The organism is Pseudomonas cuatrocienegasensis (assembly GCF_900110925.1).
Classification (GTDB): domain Bacteria; phylum Pseudomonadota; class Gammaproteobacteria; order Pseudomonadales; family Pseudomonadaceae; genus Aquipseudomonas; species Aquipseudomonas cuatrocienegasensis.
This window is the reverse complement of record NZ_FOFP01000006.1, coordinates 1-17,724: the sequence shown is the minus strand read 5'-3', so window position 1 is coordinate 17,724 and position 17,724 is coordinate 1. Positions and strand designations below refer to the sequence as shown.

Genomic DNA, 17,724 nt, shown 5'->3' with positions numbered 1-17,724 from the left:
TCTGGCCGTTTCGCGGATTGGGGAGCATGTTGAGCATTCGCGAATGGCTGCGGTGGGCGCTAGCCGTCACTGATCAATGGTCACTCACAGCCCCCCCCTCACATCATCTTCACACCATCGAAGTTGCAATCGCTCTGGAGCGCCAGGCAAACCCCAGCACCATCAGCAGCCCCAGCGCCGCCATCGCCGCACCAGCCAGGGAGATCGCCGGGTAGCCCAGCCCGGCATTGATCACCGCGCCGCCCAGCGCCGCACCAATCGCGTTGCCGAGATTGAAGGCGCCGATATTCACCGCCGAGGCCAGGTTGGGCGCGCCCTTGGCGGCTTCCATGACGCGCATCTGCAGCGGCGGCACGATGGCGAAGCTGGCGATGCCCCAGATCAGGATGGCCACGGCGGCCGGCAGCGGCCAGCGCATCAGTACGGTGAACGCCAGCAAGACGACAATCAGGGCGCTTAGCGAGACGATCAGGGTGCGGTCGATGGAGCGGTCGGCGGCCTTGCCGCCCCACATATTGCCCAGGGTCAGGCCCACGCCGTAGAGCACCAGCATGGCGGTGATAAAGGCGGTGGATGCGTGAGTCTCGCTGCTGAGAATCGGCGCGATGTAAGTGAATACGGTGAACATCGCACTTGAGCCGACCACGGTCAGGGCCAATGCCCCCAGCACAGGGCCACGGCCCAGTGCGCGAATTTCCGCCATTACACCGACGCTTTTCGGCGCGGGCAGGTTGGGCAGGGCGAACCACAACGCGGCCATGGCCAGCACGCCGAGGCCGGTGATGCCCCAGAATGCGGTGCGCCAGCCGAGCAGTTCGCCAAACCAGGCGGCCAGCGGCACGCCGCCGATGGTCGCCAGGGTCAGGCCCATAAACATGGCCGCAACCGCCCCGGCGCGTTTCTCCGGGGCGACCACGCTGGCGGCGACGATGGAGCCAACGCCAAAGAACGCCCCGTGGTTCAGTGAGGTCACCACCCGGGCGACCATCAGGCTGTAGTAATCGGTCGCCAGGGCCGACATCAGATTACCCAAGGTGAAAATCGCCATAAGCCCGATCAGCAGGTAGCGCCGGGGGATCTTGCCGGTGGTCAGGGTCATCAGTGGTGCGCCGAGTAATACGCCCAGGGCGTACGCGCTGACCAACAGGCCGGCGGCGGGAATGGAAACGCCGAGATCCGCCGCGATGCCCGGCAACATGCCCATGGGGGCGAACTCGGTCACGCCGATGCCGAAGGCGCCAATGGCGAGTGCTACAAGGGGTGGATTGATACGCATGGAAGGCTCCTTATCTATGCGGCGAATGCTACGATCCAGCCTTCGAAGGCGGTAGATGGCATTTCTGGCATGCACCTTTGCGCTCGGAGCACAAATGGACGTTAACGGCAGGTCAGGTGAAATGGGCGTGTTCGCCGCGGTGGCGCAGGCAGGCAGCCTGTCGGCCGCGGCGCGGGCATTGGGGCTGACACCCTCGGCGGTGAGTCGGATCATCGCGCGCACCGAGCAACGCCTCGGCACCCGCCTGTTGTTGCGCACCACCCGGGCGATCACCTTTACCGCCGAGGGCGAGGCTTACCTGCGCGGCGCCCGGCGTATTCTGGCCGACATGGCTGAGGTCGAAGACGCTATCGCCGACCAGGGCGTGCCCAGGGGCCGCTTGCGCGTAAGCGCCGCCCTGGGTCATGGACGGCTGGCCATCGTTCCCTTGGTCGCCGCCTTCAGCGCGCGTTACCCGAATATCACCGTCGACCTGACCCTGGGCGATGAAGTGGTCGATATTCTCGGCGGCCAGGCCGACGTGGCGGTGCGCTTTGGCCATCTGCCCGACAGCCCGCTGACCGCGCGCAGGATCGGCGACACCGGCCAGGTTGTGGTGGCGTCGCCCGCGTATCTAGAGCGCCACGGCATTCCCCAGGAGCCGGAAGACCTGCTGCGGCACAACTGCCTACGCTTCAACTTTCGCCGTGCCGAACCCAACTGGCCGTTCGTGCGCGACGGCAGCGGCTTTACCCTCAAGGTCAGCGGCAATATCGAATGCAGCAGCGGTGAGGCATTGGCGCAGCTGGCCCGGGTCGGTGCCGGCATCGCCCGTATCGGCGAGTTCAGCGTCAGCGAGGACCTGCAGCGCGGTGATCTGGTGCCGCTGCTGGACGCCTGGAACCCCGGCGACCGGGAGCCGATTCACGCGGTATTCGTGGGTGGTTCGGCAATGCCAGCACGGGTGCGGATGTTTGTGGACTTCTTGCTGGAGCATCACCGGATATAGACGGCTGGCAGTTGGCGACGGTGGATGGCGGCTTCCTGCCAGAAGCAACCAAGACTGGATGTTTGCGATGGGCCTGAGCAGTGGCTGGTTCAATGAGTCAGTTGCGGCTCCTGTGGCGCTGCTATCGCGTTGCCGCTCCTTGCCATAGTCAGGCAGCGCCTTACCTCAGAGCCTCAGGCATCCGAATTTGAGTTAACCAACTCGCCGTGCAGGCTACTTGCCCAGGTTGATGTCTGCCTTCCGTGCGCCAAACCACCCATGCATCAACCCAGCCTGAAAGAACTGCACCGGCGCCTCGAAACCGGCCTCCTTGATCAGGTCTGCGACCTGCTGCGGCGGCAGGATCGCCACATCGCTGGCGTAGGCGGCACGGGCCCGTTCCAATACATCCGGCGGCACGCTGGCAGAGGACATCAGCGTCATCCAGCTACGTAGCAGTACCTCGTAGGCAGGGGATTGGACATCTGAGGCCAGATCGACATTTGCCAGTACGCCACCCACCTCAAGCCGACGGGCGATCTCGTGGAATAAGGCGATGCGGGCCTGCGGCTCGAGCAAGAAATGAGACACCAGAAAACAGGTCGCGCCGTCGTGGCTGGGCTCGGCAGGCAGGGTGTCGAGGTAACCGTGGTGAAAACTGCAACGCGAGAGAAAACCGCCCTGTGTTGCCCGCTGGCGACAGATGTCGAGCATGGCACCCGAGGGATCTACAGCGGTGAAATACCAGCCGGGGAAACGCTCGGCCAAGTGGGCCAGTTCTGCACCGGTGCCCACGCCGACGCAAAGTATCCGGGCAGTTTCCGGCAGGCCGGCGAAGAGGGCGTCAAGCAGCAAATACAGGGCGTCGCGAAGTGAAGCCATTCCCGCCCATTGCTTGTCGTAGCCGGCGGCTTGCTGGTCGAACAAGGCCTTGAGTTCTTCATTGTGCATGGAGCACCTTCCTTTGCTGCGTGATGGAGTGCACCGCGCTGGCCGCGGCGCCTCATTCAGTATCCCAGAGCTGTCAAGCCTCCCAGCTGGAGGCGGAGCTTCTACGGACTAGCAGCAGAAGGATGACGCGAAAGCTGACTACACAGACTACTTGCCTAGCGGATCAGTGAAATGGCCGTGTCAATGACGCTAATGGGCACGAAACGATAAGATTTTTATAAATCAATGGCTTGGCGGTAAACGAGAGCAGGTCTAGTCGAGCCCCCCAGCCTGTTCCCGTGCCTGCTTGATGTCTCTTGAGGGTGGCGCACCGAAACGTCGGGCATATTCGCGGCTGAATTGGGCGACGCTTTCGTAGCCGACCCGCAACGCGGCTGTGTTCACATCTACCCTGTCGGTCAGCATCAGGCTGCGCGCGGCTTGCAGTCGTAGGGATTTTTGATATTGAACGGGGCTGGTGCCTGTCAGCTTGCGAAAGTTGTGATGCAGCGTAGAGCTGGCCATTCCCGATCGTTCGGCAAGATCAGCCACGTGCAGTGGTTTGTCGTAGTGGTGTTTCAGCCATTCAATGGCTCTGACGATGCCCTTATCTCGATAACCATCGCGAGTGACGCTGCGCAACCACTGGCCCGCGCCACTGAGCAGTAGCCGAACGCATATCTCCCGCTTGATCAGGTCTGACATCAGGCCTGCTTCAAGGGGCCGTTCGATCAGTGTGGAGAGTCGAGCGAAAGCGTCGAGCATTTCACCCGACGCCGCACCCGATGCGAAGCCCCGCGCTCGAGAAGCCGTTTCCTGCCGTGGTGGTTCCAGGGTCTGGATCACCTCGTTGAGCATGGAAAGATCGAGCTTCAGGACGACTGATAGATAAGGGGTTTGCTCGCTAGCCGCGGTAACGCGAGCCAGTGTGGGGATATCCACCGAGGTGACGAAAAACGCCCCCTGGCCGAACTCACAGGCCTCCTCACCGAAGGTGATCTCCTTCGCGCCCTGCAGAATGATGGCCACGCAGGGCTCATAAATGCAGTACGTGGGGGTTCCCAGATCGACCATTCGATAAAAGGTCAGGCCTGGAATCGATGTGGTGCACATCTCGTTCGAGCCAATCTGCAGGGTGACTTTTTCGATAAGCCGTCGCAGTGCCTGGAGGCGCTCATTGGGCTGAGCAGGTTCGCTTGAGGTCAGGGAATGGACATGGCCGAAACCGAACTGCGAGGAGGAACCGCTCGTCATCATATGCGCCCCTGTTAACGGATTGTTCGAGTCTGCTGAGAGTGCGTGGTCAGCACAAGCGTACCGGCAGGATTGTGCAAAAGAGAAGGCGCATTAGGGTCACCCGGCCAATCACCGCTGTTCTAATTTCTAGCACGAATACCGGCTCCGATAAGCCTGTGAGTCCTCAGTCGAGAAAGGAAATGTGGATGGACAGACGAGATTTTCTTACCTATTCGGCGGTTGGCGCTGTTGCGGCTGCTTTATTGCCCGCATCAAGCGTCGCAAGTTCGCTGGCTGCGCCCCCAGTGCCGTCCTCCTTGACGGAGCGCGGAAGCGTGATGCGTACGGAGGGGCGGATCGTGCGCACAGATCTGCCTGTCAATTCGCCCTCGCACACGATGAGATACATGACGCCTCAACGCTTCGGTATGGGCGGGACGCAGATCGGCAATATCTTCGCGCCGATCAGCGACGAGCAGGCGCAAGTGGTTCTGCAGGCTGCCTGGGACGCCGGTGTCAGGCTCTACGATACATCGCCGTTCTATGGGTTTGGCTTGAGCGAATACCGCCTGGGCCGCTTTCTGCGCGGCAAGAATCCTGACGCCTATATGGTCTCCACCAAGGTCGGCCGTGTACTGACGGCTGCTGGTGGCGCGCGTGCGGATCATGCCATCTGGAAGTCGCCCGCGCCCTTCAATTACCGGTATGACTACACCGCAGCAGGTGCGCGGCGATCCGTGGAGGACAGTCTTCAACGCCTGGGGCTGCCACGTATCGATATCGTCTTTATTCATGACATATCGTCAGATAACACCGAACTGGAAGGCGGCTGGGAAGCGGCGTATCGAATTGCGCGCACGGGGGCGATGGTCGAGCTTGAAAAGATGCGTGAGGAGGGCCTCATCAAGGCGTGGGGCTTCGGTGTCAACACGCCGCACGCGGTGGTTCAGGCAATGACCAGTGATGACCCGACTCCAGACGTTGTGTTGCTTGCCTGCCAGTATTCCCTTCTGGACCACGGCGATGCATTGCGCAATACCTTTCCCGCGCTGAAAGACAAAGGCACCAGCGTCGTGGTTGGCACACCACTGAATGATGGGTTTCTGGGCGGGCGCAGCCGATACAACTTCAGCCTGGATCTACCTGCCGGGGCGGTAGAAAAGAGGGCGCAGATCATGGCGGTTGCCAGCCGACATGGTATCGACATCCATACCGCCGCCTTACAGTTCGCAGCGGCACATCCGCAAGTATCGGCGATCATTCCGGGTGCGCGTTCGCCGGGGCAGATAGTTTCCAATGTCCAGGCGATGAAGGTCGGTATTCCGGCAGCCTTTTGGGATGAGCTGAAAAGCCAGAGTTTGATTGATGCTCAAGCACCGGTCCCTTCTTGAGTAGCAGCCTGCCCGCGCAACTTGTTGATATGAGCCTATCGTCGTTAGCTTCATTTGGACATCTCTAAAAACGCAGGTGGTGTTTAGATCTGTCCATTTTCCGTGGCTGGTTTAAACGCACTCTGTCAAGTGCAGCAGTGATGCAGATAGCAGTCGGCTTATTAGCGTAAATGCTGGGGCAAGGTCTAACTTGCCTCTCGGGAGGCTACTTGCATCAAATATGCTGCGGATTTAAAGGAATTATTTCCATTAGATGAGCTGTGCCTGCGTAAATATAATGGCGTTGGGTGAGGTTGTAAAAATGAATATGCGAACGTCTTTCATGATTTTTAGCGGCCTGCTTATGCTCTGCAGCAGTGGCTACTTATTCGCGGACACCCTTGCGATTTACCTTCCATTGCCTGATCCACTCCCACCGTTAAAGGTTCTGACATTCCTTGTAGGCATACACCTGCTTGGTATGTGCTTCGGTCTCGGTGGGGCGACGATGCTAGACCTCTGGATTTTGCGTTGGATGCGCAGGGGGAGCCTTCCAGTTGAAATCGGACGCACCTTTCACTTTATCAGCAGCGTGGTCGCTACTGGACTATGCCTGCTGTGGCTTTCAGGTCTTGGTTTCCTTGCCCTTTACGCGATGGAGTCACCGGAAAAGCTTGAAAACCCCAAGCTCTGGGCGAAGGTATTGGTGGTTATCGTCCTGACGATCAATGGAGTAATCATCCACGCTTTTGTATTGCCAAAAGTATTACGCGACTTGAGTCGCCCCCTGCTGTTTGGCGTCTCCCGCAGGAGAGCCACCTTATTTATCGCATCAGGTGCAGTTTCAGCGGTGTCTTGGTACACAGCTTTTGCCTTCGGCATTTTCCGTGAGTTAAACAACAGCGTTACATTCACTCTGTTGGTCATCATGTGGCTTATGTTGATAGCAGCCGCTTGTCTCGCAGCAATTCTACTTTGGTTGAACTCTGCGGCTGGGGCAAGAGGATTTTCTTCACTAAGCCCGCCGGGTTAAAGACCATGCTAGAAATTACTTTTAACTATCTGGGGATTAGGCCTTTTTTGAGTAAGCGTTCGGTCAATATACCTTCCTGTTTCTTCCGCTTTCAGTAACTGCTAGGTTTTAATCCGGTAAAAAGCTAATAGGGCGGCCGCTATCTGTGTCGTTGCTGCAATGGCGAGGATGAGTCTGAAGCCGGCTGCGGGGTAAATGAGACTCGCGACAACAGTTCCTGTGGTCAGCCCAACATAGGTTGTTGCACTGTTTAATCCAAGTATCGCGCCACGTTGTTTTTCACTGGATTGCGATAACAGCAGCACAAGCGAGTTAAGCGTCAGATGATTAGCAAAACCCCAGCAGAAGGCCACCGCAAGGAATGCCAGCCACGAGGTCATAGTGAGGGCCATGCACACGAAAATAACCGCATTAATCAGCAGCAGCCATGGTAAGACTTTCTTGGGTCCGACCTGGTCAACCCATCGATTCGCTATTGAGGCACCTGCAAAACCGAGCCCGAACATCAGTACAACAATGCCTGCTTGTGCTGTTGAAGTCTGCAGCACTTGATGTGTTTCCTGTACCACAAATGCATAGGTGCCGTAGAACGAACTGGTAAACGCCAGACCTATAGTCAAAAGAGGGCGTACGCCAGTTTCTTTTAGTGCACGCAATGGGGTTGACCAGCTAGCGGTATTTTTATTTCTATTGGGATACAGCGATGACCAAGGTAAACAGCCGAATATGAACGTTGCCGAAACTGCTAAACAGAGGTAGGCAACTCGCCACCCTGCGTACTCCGTAACCAATGCTGAAAGTGGAACTCCCGCGACGAGCGAAAGTGACCAGCCTATGAGTACCTTTCCCAAGGCCTGAGAAGCAAATTCCGGGGAAGTAGATTTAGTTGCAAGTGCGTAGGCAGATGGCAGAACCAGACCAGCACCTACCCCGGCGAATGCCTGAAAGACGATCAACATCGTCACAGAGACGGCCAAAGAGCTGCCAAACAACGAAAGGATAAGGGCTATCAAGCCAGTTTTTAAAGCCCAGGATGCACCATGACGATCAATTAGAGGCGCCAGAAACAATGCTGAAAGAGCGGTGCCTGCGCCGTAAGATGACATTGCAATCGCCGCTGAATTAAGGGGGGCAACCAGAGAAGATGCCACATCAGAAAGAATTGGGCTCAAAAGCAAGCCATTCGATCCCACAATAGCGACCGAGCACATTAGCAATGTAACGTTTATCGGCGCGCTAGCTGCTGAGTGAGATGCCACTTTCATTGCAACGAACCTCGGAGTGACGTACAAAAGGAACTTGAATATACCGAACTACATTTGGCGAAAACGAGATACTTAAAAAATGAGTGAAGAATCGAACCTGATTAAGAGAAGTGCGCCCAAAAGCACCTTGTTGGACGGGATTGACCGAAAATTATTAGGCCATCTGGCAGTAGATGCGACGCTTAGCTATGCCGTCTTGGGCGAATTGGTTCATCTATCAGGTCCGGCTGTGCATGAACGCGTGAAACGCCTTAAGCAGCACGGCATCATAAAGGCGACTGTTGCTTCACTCGACGGCGCCAAGCTTGGCAGGCCTCTCCTTGCATTCATTAATGTAGACACGAAAAGCTGGGCAAAAACGCGGCAACTTGTACAGTTGGTCGACTTGCCTGAAATTGAAGAGATCCACACCGTGACCGGCGAGAATGCTGTCTTGCTCAAGGTACGCACTCGAGATACTCAAACCCTGGAGGAGTTACTCGCCATTATTCATGGAATAGAAGGTATTGAGGCGACGCGTAGCAGTATTGCGCTCTCTACCTATCTTGAAAGAGGCCCGTCACCGATACTGGATTAATTACCTGTCTATTATCAGGCTAAAAGGCACTTAGCCGCTGGGGTGCAGTGAGGTTCGCGTAACCCCAAACTACCGTTTAGGCCCTAGATGGAGTACCGATTGCCTGCCGTATCTCACGCACGTCGCGCGCAGGCGATGTGCCGAATTGCCGTAGATATTCGCGGCTGAACTGTGATGCGCTTTCATAACCGACGGCGAATGCCACGTCAGATGCGCGATGTTCACCGGCAAGCAAAAGCTGGCGAGCTTCCTGCAATCTGAGTTGTTTCTGATACTGGATAGGGCTGAGGCCAGTCATTGACAAAAAATGCCGATGCAGGCTCGCGCGGCTCATGCCGCTTGCGTTGCACAATGCTTCAATGCGCAGTCGGGTGTTGTAATTGTCTCTGATCCAGGCAACGGCCCGCCGGATGCTACCCAGGGCTCCCTCAGGTTGAGCAATCTGCCGCAGTAGCCTTCCCTGTGGCCCCTGCAGGAGACGATAGAGCAATTCCCGTTCGACCATGGGACCGAGAACCGGGATATCGGCAGGCGTGTCGAGCAACGACAACAAGCGCAGTAATGTGTCGCGCAACGGAGCGGTCATTGGGTTTATCGCGATGCCGATGCCCTTTTGTTCGCTCTCGCGAACAGGCGGTATGGTCGCTGCCAACTCCGCCAGTGTGGCCGGATCCAGAGTGAGCGATACCGCTACGTAGGGCTGTCCCCCTTCAGCATCAAGAATCTGCCCGATCAACGGCAGGTCCAGGGCACTCACGAGATAGTGTTCGCTGTCATAGCTCAGAAGATTTTCGTTAATCGAAACGCGCTTCGAGCCTTGCAGGATGAAGCAGATCATCGAGCGATACAGACATGGCGCCTTGTCTGTAGAACCTTGTCCCACGCAGATATCCACGCGCGGGATCCGTGTGGGGGTCAGCCCCGGCTGCGCGTGGCGCAGGGCTATATCAAGATGCGGTGCAAGATCGTTGTTCATGGGCCGATTATGCCCACGACCTGTCACCACGCAAGGTGGTTGAGACAATCAGGCAAGGAATTGAGCCTATTGGGCGTGGGTTAAAAACCGGTCTTTGCCTATCTTGGGCAGGTCAAGAAAGCGCCCAAAAGCGCACCTAACCTAGTAGAGACAGCCCATGACCAATCAGATCGCACTCATCACTGGCGCCAGCCGTGGCCTTGGCCGCAACATGGCGCTTCACCTCGCCAAGCGCGGTGTCCACATCATCGGCACCTATCGCAGCGGCGTGGCAGAAGCCGAATCGCTGAAGCAGGAGATCGAAGCACAGGGCGGCAAGGCCGCGATGCTACCGCTCGACATCACCGATACTGCCAGCTATCCGGCTTTTTCAAACGCACTGACTGATACGCTGAAGACCACCTTCGGCCGCGAGCGCTTCGACATCCTCGTCAACAATGCCGGCAATGGCCTCTTTGCGAACTTTACTGACGCGACCGAGGAACAGTTTGCCTCACTGGTCGACACCCACCTTCGCGGGCCGATTTTCCTGACTCAGAAGCTGTTGCCGCTCGTAGAAGATGGCGGTCGCATCCTCAACGTTTCCTCTGGCTTCGTGCGTTTTACTCTGCCTGGGTACAGCATTTATGCCGCAGTGAAGGCCGCAGTCGAGGTGCTGACCCGGTTCATGGCCGTGGAGCTTGGTGCGCGCCAAATTCGAGTGAATGCGATTGCCCCGGGTGCCATCGCAACCGATTTCGGCGGGGGTGCAGTGCGCGATAACAAGGATGTGAACGCCTATGTGGCACAGGGCATCGCGCTGGGCCGTGTCGGTCTGCCAGACGATATAGGCAGTGCGGTTGCCGCCATCCTGTCCGATGACATGGCCTGGGCTAACGGGACGACTTTTGATATTTCGGGCGGGCAGTTGCTGTAGTCACAGTTGCATTCAGTCCATCCCGCCGCTGCCCTATCGAGAGCCCATCATGCCGCACGCTCAACTTACGCTCATCAGTCATCCGTTGTGCCCGTTCGTTCAGCGCGCGGCCATCGTGCTGCTGGAAAAGAACATGCCCTTTGAGAGGATCGACGTCGACCTTGCGGCCAAACCAGATTGGTTTCTGGCGCTGTCGCCGACGGGCAAGGTGCCTTTACTCAAGGTGGGGCTATCGGATAGGGCGGACGCGATCCTATTCGAGAGCATAGCCATTTGCGAATACCTCAACGAAACGCAGGGTGGTGCCAGCCTGTACTCCGACGACGCCCTCTGCCGGGCGCAACAGCGCGCCTGGGTAGAGTTTGGCGGCACGGCGCTCACTGACGCCTGGCTGTTCCTCAACGCCCAAGATCTTGTGACCGCTGACGACAAGAAAGCAGCTTTTCGAGATAAATTGCAGCGACTTGAAGACACGCTTGATCAAGGACCCTATTTTTCGGGGGCGTCGTTCGGCATGGTCGATGCGGTATTTGCCCCGATCTTTCGTTACTTCGATGTGCTGAGACCGGCTGTCTCCCAGCCGATCTTCGATAACCTTCCCCGCGTATCAACGTGGCGGGCTTCACTGGCGAGCAGGCCAAGTGTTATCTCAGCCGTGCGAGACGATTACGCCGTTCTATTTCAGCAGCACTTGGTTAAACAGCAGGCAATATTCGCAGGCTCTATCCTTGGCTAGCCGCTCGTTCAACGCAGAGGTAGACCTTATATTACTGAGGCCCAGCGTGCGCTTTTGGCCGGTTCTGCTGAGAGCATTAGCGACATTGAAGTGTGGTTCGCTCAGAAACCGACTGTTTTCAACATAACTGGCCGATTGCTGCCCCTGACCTGCCTGGCAGCGTCGGGCAGCAAATCATCCATCACTAAGGTCTGTCAGGTGTACCCGGAGCCTGGCATAGGCACGAGCCGTGGGCGTCTCCACATCATTTGCCATCCCCCCCACAGCCCGGCAGAATCGCCCGCCGATCCGGCCGTCCGTGCCGGGCGCTGATGTGAAAGAGGCTGAAGGTGAACGAGCGGGCATTGTCCATGCGCCTGGAACGCGTCGCTGCGCATGTGCCGGCGGGTGCGCGGCTGGCCGATATTGGCTCGGATCACTGCTACCTGCCGGTGGCGTTGATGAACCGCGGCGTGATCACGGCGGCGGTGGCGGGTGAGGTGGCGTTGACGCCGTTTTATGCGGCTGAACGTACCGTGCGTGAGAACGACTTGAGCGAGCGCATCACCGTGCGCCTGGCCGATGGCCTGGCGGCTATCGAGCCGGGTGACGGCATCACGGCGGTCAGCCTTTGTGGCATGGGTGGCGAGCGGATTCGCGACATCCTCGACAGCGGCAAGGCGCGCTTGAGCGGTGCCGAGCGGTTGATCCTGCAGCCCAACGGCGGTGAGCAGCCCTTGCGCCAATGGCTGATGGACAACGGCTACTGCATCCTCTGCGAAGAGCTGCTGCGAGAAAACCGCTTCTACTACGAAATCATCGTCGCCGAGCGCAGGCCGCCGGTGCTGTACAGCGCAGAGGCGCTGTACTTCGGCCCACTGCAGCTGCAGCAGCGCAGCCCGGTGTTTATCGCCAAGTGGCAGCGGCTGTTGCGCTTGAAGCAGCGCACCCTGGCCGACTTTGCCCAGGCGCGGCGGGCCGTGCCCGAGGCGAAGGTACAGGAGCTGGCACAACAGGTGCGCTGGATTGGCGAGATGCTGGCGGGGCATGAAGAGAGGGCGCAGTAGTCTATTTTTAGGCTCTGTCCCAAGTGCCTGTTGCAGGCGCAACGCCCGTGGGAGCGGCGCCCCGGCGCGAAGCCTTTGGCCGCTCCGCTATCCCGCTGAATGGCCGCTATTCGCCGCGCGGCGCGGGCCTACTAAAAGTAGCAGCGCCGCAACATAAAACGGGTACATAGCCTATGTTTAGTCGCGCCGACCTCTTTAGTTCTGTACTTCAGCCTCAGGTTTGGAGCGCAGGCCCTCTCTCGTACAAGGAGTCACTTATGCTGAGCCGCAAAGAATTTATGCTCGTCGCAATTGCCTGGCTGTTTGCCGGTCAGGCTCAAGCCGCGGATGTCACGGTCAAGCTGGGCAGTGCAGAGCGCGTCACCCGTTTGTTTGCGTATCCCAATAACTGCAATGTGATCTGTTATCGCGATTGGACGCTGGAGCAAACCGCCGAGCACTACCTGGGCCAGAGCTTGCAGCGCGATGGTTATGCCACCGCCAAGGTCAGCGTGCACCGCGAGCAGCAAGACCTCTACGCCAAATTCACCGAGGTGCCTGAGGGCTACGGTAAACCGCTTGAGCAATTGCTGAAGACTGGAGAGCTGGCCTATGCGGGCGCCAAGTTGCTCAACCAGGATGGCAAGTGGCAATACAACTGGTCGTTGTTTCTGCCGCTGGGCATGGCGCTGGAGAACCGCAAGAGCATTGAGCTGCTGCACTTCCCGCCGGATTACTCGCTGACCCAGGCGCAGGACTATCTGGAGTCGAGCACCACCAACCGCTGGGCTGATCTGCTTGTCCAGAACGGCATCAATGCGGCGCAGACACCGGCCTTCCAGACCATCATCGACATTGCCCCCATTGCCGCGCCTGCTAACGCCGGTAGCGCGCTGGAGGGTGTCTACAGCTATTTCAACGCCTACCAGACGCAGATGGTCATGCAGTTGACCGCCGGCAAAGACGGCCAGGCGCTGCCCATGGTGGCCTTTGGCAGCCCGGTGCGCAGCTGGGTTAATCAGCAGTATGGGGTGTCTGTCGATGTGCTGGGTCTTGCGCAGATCAGCCCGGTTGCCGGGCAGCAAGTGGCCGTGCTCGGCGCCAACCACCCCAGCTACATCTGGTATGCCGCTGACCCGGCAAACAACGGCGGCGATCAGCAGAAAGCCGATGCGGCCGGCCTCAAGGTCATGGGGCAGGATCTCAGCGCCGCTTGCTGGCAGGCCCGTATGGGTGAGCAACCCAGTCAGGATGCGAGCCCGGTGCTGAACGCCTGCATCGAGCAATGGCAGGTCACTGAAAAACTACAAACCTGCGAGCTGTTCTACACCTCGGTGCGCAACCTGACTCCCGAAGCGGCGCAGGCCAAGTGCACCGCTAGCTAAAGGCGATGAGCCGATCATGGCGTCTCCTGCCACGCCGCCATGATCGGCGGCGTGGTGCCGGAGCGACATAACGCAACATCTGTATGAACCGCCGAACACCCGTAGCCCCGCCTCGGTGCGAAGCGATTGCAGCCATTCAGTGACATCGAGGGTGTGCACAGCATTCGTCGCGGGGCGCGACTCCTACGAAAGCATCGGCCCCTGGTTCGGGGTGATAGATCACAGCAGAGCCGGCGTGCTGGCCTGTGTCTGGGGCATCAGCCCTGTGTGATCGGTTGATAGCCGTCGACTGAGTCTGGCCAGGGGCTGAGCACTTCAAACCCCGTGGGCGTTACTGCCACCATGGGCTCCCACTGTGCCGATAGTGATTGGTCCTTGGTCTTCACCGTCCAGCCGTCAGTCAGGGTCTTCACCTGCCACTTGCCGGCGTTGAGCATCGGCTCAATGGTGAAGATCATCCCGGCCTTGAGTTTCAAGCCCTGACCGGGCCGGCCGAAGTGCAGGATCTGCGGGGCATCGTGATACACCTTGCCAATGCCATGCCCGCAAAAGTCGCGAACTACGCTGAAACCTTCGCGCGCTGCCACTTGCTCAATCGCATGGCCGATATCCCCCAGCGTCGCGCCGGGGCGTACCACGCTGATGCCGGCGCACATGGCCTCGTAGGTGGTCTTGACCAGCCGCAACGCTTTCGGGCTCGCTTGCCCAACCACGTACATGCGGCTGGTGTCGCCATACCAGCCATCCTTCACCACCGCGACGTCGATGTTCAGGATGTCGCCGTCCTTGAGCTCGGTGGCGGAGGGGATGCCGTGGCAGACCACATCATTGACCGACGTAAGCACGGTTTTAGGGTAACCCTGATAGCCAATATTTCCCGGAATGGCCTTCTGCACCTGAACGATGTAGTCGTGGCAGATCTGGTCGAGTCGCTCAGTGGTTATGCCCGGCTTGACGTGCTCGGCGATCATCGCGAGCACTTCGGCCGCCAGGCTGCCAGCCGCCTTGGAACAGGCTATTTCAGCGGCGCTGTTGAGGGGAATGCGGGCCCTCATGAGGCACGCTCAAGCACAGTGGCTGAGCGGGCATTCGGTGAGGCGTCTGCCAGATCACAGACTCGCTTCAAACTCAGGCCACCGGCTTCTTCAGCGCGAATCAGCATGCGGCAGAGTTGGCTGTGATCAAGGTCTGGGTAGAGCTCAGCAAGCATCCCAAGGCGCATCCAGTGCTCCGCCTGTGCATTGATCGAGCGGCTTAACGCGTTGCTGGAGATACGCAGGCTCTCGTGCATCTCTTCGGAAATTTTCACAATACCCATGGCGCCACCAAATATACGAAACGTTTATGAATCGTATATTAGGAGTGAAGTGGTTTTTTGGCAACGCTGCTCAAAGGGGATCAGCTTTGGGGGAGGTGGATCGCTGTTCGCTGGTTTTGCCGCTTGCTACATTTCATCCTCTTGAATGATTGCGCAATCATCGTAGCCTGACTCGGGCTGTTTCTATTCCGACGGCCTGGGGCTGAGCCTGATTGCGCAATCAGGGGTTGCCGTTGCGGGCTGTCGGCTTGCCATCCCGAGGAGGAATCATGACTGACAAGCCCACCATCATTTGTGCTGACGATGACCGCATCACCTGGCTGCGTCTGCGTTCGGTGGCGTTGCCGCTGGCCAACCCGATCAGCGACGCCAAGGTGCTCACCGGCCGGCAGAAGCCGATGACCGAGATCGCCATTCTGCTGGCTGAGGTCGAGACCCGCGATGGCCACCAGGGCCTGGGCTTCAGCTATTCCAAGCGTGCCGGTGGGCCGGGGCAGTTTGCCCATGCCCTGGAGGTGGCGCCCAACCTGATTGGTGAGAACCCCAGCGATATCGCCAAACTGTGGGACAAACTCTTTTGGGCCGGCGCCTCGGTGGGGCGCAGCGGGCTGGCGACCCAGGCCATTGGTGCCTTCGATGTCGCGCTGTGGGACCTCAAGGCGCGTCGTGCCGGGCTGTCGCTGGCGCGTTTGCTCGGTGCCCAGCGTGACTCGGTGCGGTGCTACAACACCTCGGGCGGTTTTTTGCACACGCCGCTTGCGCAGTTGTTGAAGAACACCGATGCCTCGCGGGAAAAGGGCATTGGCGGGATCAAGCTCAAGGTCGGTCAGCCGGATTGGGCGCTGGATCTGCACCGCGTGGCGACGGTGCGTCAGCACCTGGGTGAGAGCTTCCCGTTGATGGTCGATGCCAATCAGCAGTGGGGCCGGCCCATGGCGCGGCGTATGTGCCGGCGCCTGGAGCCGTTCGATCTGGTGTGGATCGAGGAGCCGCTGGACTGCTACGACGCCGAGGGCCATGCCGAGTTGGTGCGCCAGTTCGATACGCCAATTGCCACTGGCGAGATGCTCACCAGCCCGGCCGAGCACTGGGAGTTTATCCGCCAGCGCGGCGCCGATTATCTGATGCCCGACGCACCTCGCGTGGGCGGTATTACGCCTTACCTGCGCATCCAGACCTTGGCCGAGCAGGCCGGCATGACCCTGGCGCCACACTTTGCCATGGAGCTGCATGTGCACCTGGCGGCGACCCATACCCGCGAGCCCTGGGTGGAGCATTTCGAGTGGTTGGAGCCGTTGTTCGAGGAGCGTCTGGATATTTGCGACGGGCGCATGCTGGTGCCGAATCGCCCCGGCCTGGGGTTGAGCCTGAGCGAGCAGGTGGCGGGCTGGACGGTGCAGGAAGCGGAGATCGGCACGCGCGGCTAGCGTTGGCTGATGTGTCTGTCTGGGGCATTGGTGTAGGCCTTCCCGGGTGTCGCTGCGCTCGACCCAGGCTACCTGAGCGGGGCTGCTGGGCTGCTTTTGGGCGCCTAGCCTTTATTCGCGATGCTATGGCCAGCGCGGTCTCGACCGCGTTACGAGCATGCCTCGCCAGGCTGGCTTGCGGCCTGGCGCAAAGCCTCGCGTACCGCTGGCAGGGCGGGGTTGTCGTTGTCGTCGCGCCAGGCCAGGTGCAGCTCGCCGCAGATGCCGGCGGGCAGGGGCAGGTCGCGGTAGCACAGGTTGGCGAAGCGGATGGCGCTGGCGCTGCGCGGCACCATGGCCAGGCCGAGGCCGGCGTTTACCAGTGCCAGGATGGTCAGGGTGGAGCCGAGCGATTGCACGTAGTCGGGCTCTACGCCCTGGGAGCGGAACATGCCGGTGAGCAGTTCGTTGAACGGCTGCCAGGAGGTGTGGGCGTAGACGATAAAGGGTTGGCCATCGAGCATCGCCAGGCTCGGCTGCTCGTGCTGCGCCAACGGGTGGTTGCTGGGCGCGGCGAGGACGAAGGGTTCGCGCAGCAGGCATTCGCTGACCAGCCCCGGGTGTTGCAGCGGCGCCCGCACGATGGCCAGGTCGACGCGGCGGGCGCGCAGGGCCTGCAGTTGCTCGAAGGTGGTCATTTCCAGCAGGTTGATAGCCACGTCGGGGCGTTCGCGTCTGGCCCAGGTGACGGTGCGCGGTAAAAAATCGTACACCGCGCTGGCGACGAAGCTGATGGTCAGCGAGCCGCTTTCCCCGGTCGCCGCCTGGCGGGCGCGTTGCGCGGCGCGCTGGGCCTGGTCGAGCAGTGCCTGGGCCTCGATAAAGAACGCCCGGCCGGCTGCGGTAAGCGCCACCGCGCGGGTGCTGCGGGTGAACAGGGTCACGCCCAGTTGATGTTCCAACAACTGGATCTGCCGGCTCAGCGGTGGCTGGGTCATGTGCAGGCGTTCGGCGGCGCGGCGAAAGTTCAGCTCGCAGGCCAAGGTGGTGAAGCAGCGCAGTTGGGCCAGTTCAAACATTGATTCAATCCGGGTATCAATCGAGAGTTAATCTAGATTAGACCTGTATCAATGAGTGCGTCCATTATCGGGGGTGTGGGCAGGTGTTGAGGTGGGCCTGAGGGCGCAGAAGGCGGGTGTCGGGGTGATGGTGTCTGTAGTGGTCTAATTTCCCCGGACACCTCGATAGGTGGAAAATACATCTATCGAGGAGTTTGCCCATGTCCCAAAAACGCAGAACATTCGATGA

17 protein-coding genes are annotated in these 17,724 nt (G+C 59.3%); 9 read left to right on the top strand and 8 right to left on the bottom strand.

Annotated features, from left to right (window positions below; translation table 11 throughout):
- Window positions 1–109: 109 nt before the first annotated feature.
- Entirely contained in the window at window positions 110–1,276 is a 1,167-nt protein-coding gene (locus tag BMW49_RS10105) for an MFS transporter (RefSeq protein WP_069521261.1), read from the bottom strand.
- Window positions 1,277–1,370: 94 nt separating this feature from the next.
- On the opposite strand from BMW49_RS10105, the gene BMW49_RS10100 reads away from it, so the two are divergent.
- The gene (locus tag BMW49_RS10100) at window positions 1,371–2,264 is read left to right on the top strand and encodes a LysR family transcriptional regulator (RefSeq protein WP_069521262.1); all 894 of its coding nucleotides are present in this window, start codon (window positions 1,371–1,373) and stop codon (window positions 2,262–2,264) included.
- Between the two features lie 213 nt (window positions 2,265–2,477).
- Here the strand turns inward: BMW49_RS10100 and BMW49_RS10095 are convergent, their stop codons facing one another.
- Window positions 2,478–3,194, bottom strand: coding sequence for a class I SAM-dependent methyltransferase (locus BMW49_RS10095; protein WP_069521263.1), 717 nt, complete (start codon window positions 3,192–3,194; stop codon window positions 2,478–2,480).
- Between the two features lie 252 nt (window positions 3,195–3,446).
- Window positions 3,447–4,427: an AraC family transcriptional regulator gene (locus BMW49_RS10090; RefSeq protein ID WP_069521285.1), complete on the bottom strand. Its 981-nt coding sequence runs from the start codon at window positions 4,425–4,427 to the stop codon at window positions 3,447–3,449.
- A gap of 188 nt (window positions 4,428–4,615) precedes the next feature.
- Here BMW49_RS10090 and BMW49_RS10085 point away from each other — a divergent pair, with 188 nt between their 5' ends.
- Both BMW49_RS10085 and BMW49_RS10080 read left to right on the top strand, forming a co-directional pair.
- Entirely contained in the window at window positions 4,616–5,800 is a 1,185-nt protein-coding gene (locus BMW49_RS10085; protein WP_069521264.1) for an aldo/keto reductase, read from the top strand.
- Window positions 5,801–6,101: 301 nt separating this feature from the next.
- Complete coding sequence (locus tag BMW49_RS10080; RefSeq protein ID WP_170829068.1) at window positions 6,102–6,812, top strand: hypothetical protein; 711 nt, start codon at window positions 6,102–6,104, stop codon at window positions 6,810–6,812.
- 101 nt (window positions 6,813–6,913) lie between these two features.
- On the opposite strand, the gene BMW49_RS10075 is transcribed toward BMW49_RS10080, so the two are convergent.
- The gene (locus BMW49_RS10075) at window positions 6,914–8,077 is read right to left on the bottom strand and encodes an MFS transporter (protein ID WP_083251821.1); all 1,164 of its coding nucleotides are present in this window, start codon (window positions 8,075–8,077) and stop codon (window positions 6,914–6,916) included.
- A 79-nt stretch (window positions 8,078–8,156) separates the two neighbouring features.
- Between BMW49_RS10075 and BMW49_RS10070 the strand changes: the two genes are divergently transcribed.
- Window positions 8,157–8,654, top strand: coding sequence for an Lrp/AsnC family transcriptional regulator (locus BMW49_RS10070; RefSeq protein WP_069521266.1), 498 nt, complete (start codon window positions 8,157–8,159; stop codon window positions 8,652–8,654).
- Between the two features lie 76 nt (window positions 8,655–8,730).
- Here BMW49_RS10070 and BMW49_RS10065 read toward each other — a convergent pair whose 3' ends face one another.
- Complete coding sequence (locus BMW49_RS10065) at window positions 8,731–9,630, bottom strand: AraC family transcriptional regulator (protein ID WP_069521267.1); 900 nt, start codon at window positions 9,628–9,630, stop codon at window positions 8,731–8,733.
- Window positions 9,631–9,787: 157 nt separating this feature from the next.
- Here BMW49_RS10065 and BMW49_RS10060 point away from each other — a divergent pair, with 157 nt between their 5' ends.
- From BMW49_RS10060 to BMW49_RS10045, 4 genes are all read left to right on the top strand, one after another.
- Window positions 9,788–10,546 (top strand): SDR family NAD(P)-dependent oxidoreductase, encoded by a 759-nt coding sequence (locus BMW49_RS10060; protein ID WP_069521268.1) that lies wholly within the window; start codon window positions 9,788–9,790, stop codon window positions 10,544–10,546.
- 49 nt (window positions 10,547–10,595) lie between these two features.
- On the top strand, window positions 10,596–11,282 hold the full coding sequence (locus BMW49_RS10055; RefSeq protein ID WP_069521269.1) for a glutathione S-transferase family protein: 687 nt from the start codon (window positions 10,596–10,598) through the stop codon (window positions 11,280–11,282).
- A gap of 329 nt (window positions 11,283–11,611) precedes the next feature.
- A complete protein-coding gene (locus BMW49_RS10050; protein WP_069521270.1) occupies window positions 11,612–12,328 on the top strand; it encodes a tRNA (adenine(22)-N(1))-methyltransferase in 717 nt (238 codons plus the stop codon).
- Window positions 12,329–12,585: 257 nt separating this feature from the next.
- A complete protein-coding gene (locus BMW49_RS10045; RefSeq protein ID WP_371850894.1) occupies window positions 12,586–13,692 on the top strand; it encodes a hypothetical protein in 1,107 nt (368 codons plus the stop codon).
- A gap of 257 nt (window positions 13,693–13,949) precedes the next feature.
- Here the strand turns inward: BMW49_RS10045 and map are convergent, their stop codons facing one another.
- Complete coding sequence (map, locus tag BMW49_RS10040) at window positions 13,950–14,747, bottom strand: type I methionyl aminopeptidase (RefSeq protein WP_069521271.1); 798 nt, start codon at window positions 14,745–14,747, stop codon at window positions 13,950–13,952.
- A complete protein-coding gene (locus BMW49_RS10035) occupies window positions 14,744–15,010 on the bottom strand; it encodes a ParD-like family protein (RefSeq protein ID WP_069521273.1) in 267 nt (88 codons plus the stop codon). Before BMW49_RS10035 ends, map begins: the two co-directional genes overlap by 4 nt.
- A 269-nt stretch (window positions 15,011–15,279) precedes the next feature.
- Between BMW49_RS10035 and BMW49_RS10030 the strand changes: the two genes are divergently transcribed.
- Entirely contained in the window at window positions 15,280–16,437 is a 1,158-nt protein-coding gene (locus tag BMW49_RS10030; protein ID WP_069521275.1) for an L-talarate/galactarate dehydratase, read from the top strand.
- A gap of 149 nt (window positions 16,438–16,586) precedes the next feature.
- Here the strand turns inward: BMW49_RS10030 and BMW49_RS10025 are convergent, their stop codons facing one another.
- On the bottom strand, window positions 16,587–17,495 hold the full coding sequence (locus tag BMW49_RS10025; protein ID WP_069521277.1) for a LysR family transcriptional regulator: 909 nt from the start codon (window positions 17,493–17,495) through the stop codon (window positions 16,587–16,589).
- Between the last annotated feature and the right edge of the window lie 229 nt (window positions 17,496–17,724).

Coding starts and splice junctions, on each gene's coding strand:
- map (WP_069521271.1), bottom strand. CDS start 14,747: ATGAGGGCCCGCATTCCCCTCAACAGCGCCGCTGAAATAGCCTGTTCC.
- BMW49_RS10080 (WP_170829068.1), top strand. CDS start 6,102: ATGAATATGCGAACGTCTTTCATGATTTTTAGCGGCCTGCTTATGCTC.
- BMW49_RS10075 (WP_083251821.1), bottom strand. CDS start 8,077: ATGAAAGTGGCATCTCACTCAGCAGCTAGCGCGCCGATAAACGTTACA.
- BMW49_RS10045 (WP_371850894.1), top strand. CDS start 12,586: ATGCTGAGCCGCAAAGAATTTATGCTCGTCGCAATTGCCTGGCTGTTT.
- BMW49_RS10070 (WP_069521266.1), top strand. CDS start 8,157: ATGAGTGAAGAATCGAACCTGATTAAGAGAAGTGCGCCCAAAAGCACC.
- BMW49_RS10060 (WP_069521268.1), top strand. CDS start 9,788: ATGACCAATCAGATCGCACTCATCACTGGCGCCAGCCGTGGCCTTGGC.
- BMW49_RS10030 (WP_069521275.1), top strand. CDS start 15,280: ATGACTGACAAGCCCACCATCATTTGTGCTGACGATGACCGCATCACC.
- BMW49_RS10085 (WP_069521264.1), top strand. CDS start 4,616: ATGGACAGACGAGATTTTCTTACCTATTCGGCGGTTGGCGCTGTTGCG.
- BMW49_RS10055 (WP_069521269.1), top strand. CDS start 10,596: ATGCCGCACGCTCAACTTACGCTCATCAGTCATCCGTTGTGCCCGTTC.
- BMW49_RS10100 (WP_069521262.1), top strand. CDS start 1,371: ATGGACGTTAACGGCAGGTCAGGTGAAATGGGCGTGTTCGCCGCGGTG.
- BMW49_RS10025 (WP_069521277.1), bottom strand. CDS start 17,495: ATGTTTGAACTGGCCCAACTGCGCTGCTTCACCACCTTGGCCTGCGAG.
- BMW49_RS10065 (WP_069521267.1), bottom strand. CDS start 9,630: ATGAACAACGATCTTGCACCGCATCTTGATATAGCCCTGCGCCACGCG.
- BMW49_RS10105 (WP_069521261.1), bottom strand. CDS start 1,276: ATGCGTATCAATCCACCCCTTGTAGCACTCGCCATTGGCGCCTTCGGC.
- BMW49_RS10095 (WP_069521263.1), bottom strand. CDS start 3,194: ATGCACAATGAAGAACTCAAGGCCTTGTTCGACCAGCAAGCCGCCGGC.
- BMW49_RS10090 (WP_069521285.1), bottom strand. CDS start 4,427: ATGACGAGCGGTTCCTCCTCGCAGTTCGGTTTCGGCCATGTCCATTCC.
- BMW49_RS10035 (WP_069521273.1), bottom strand. CDS start 15,010: ATGGGTATTGTGAAAATTTCCGAAGAGATGCACGAGAGCCTGCGTATC.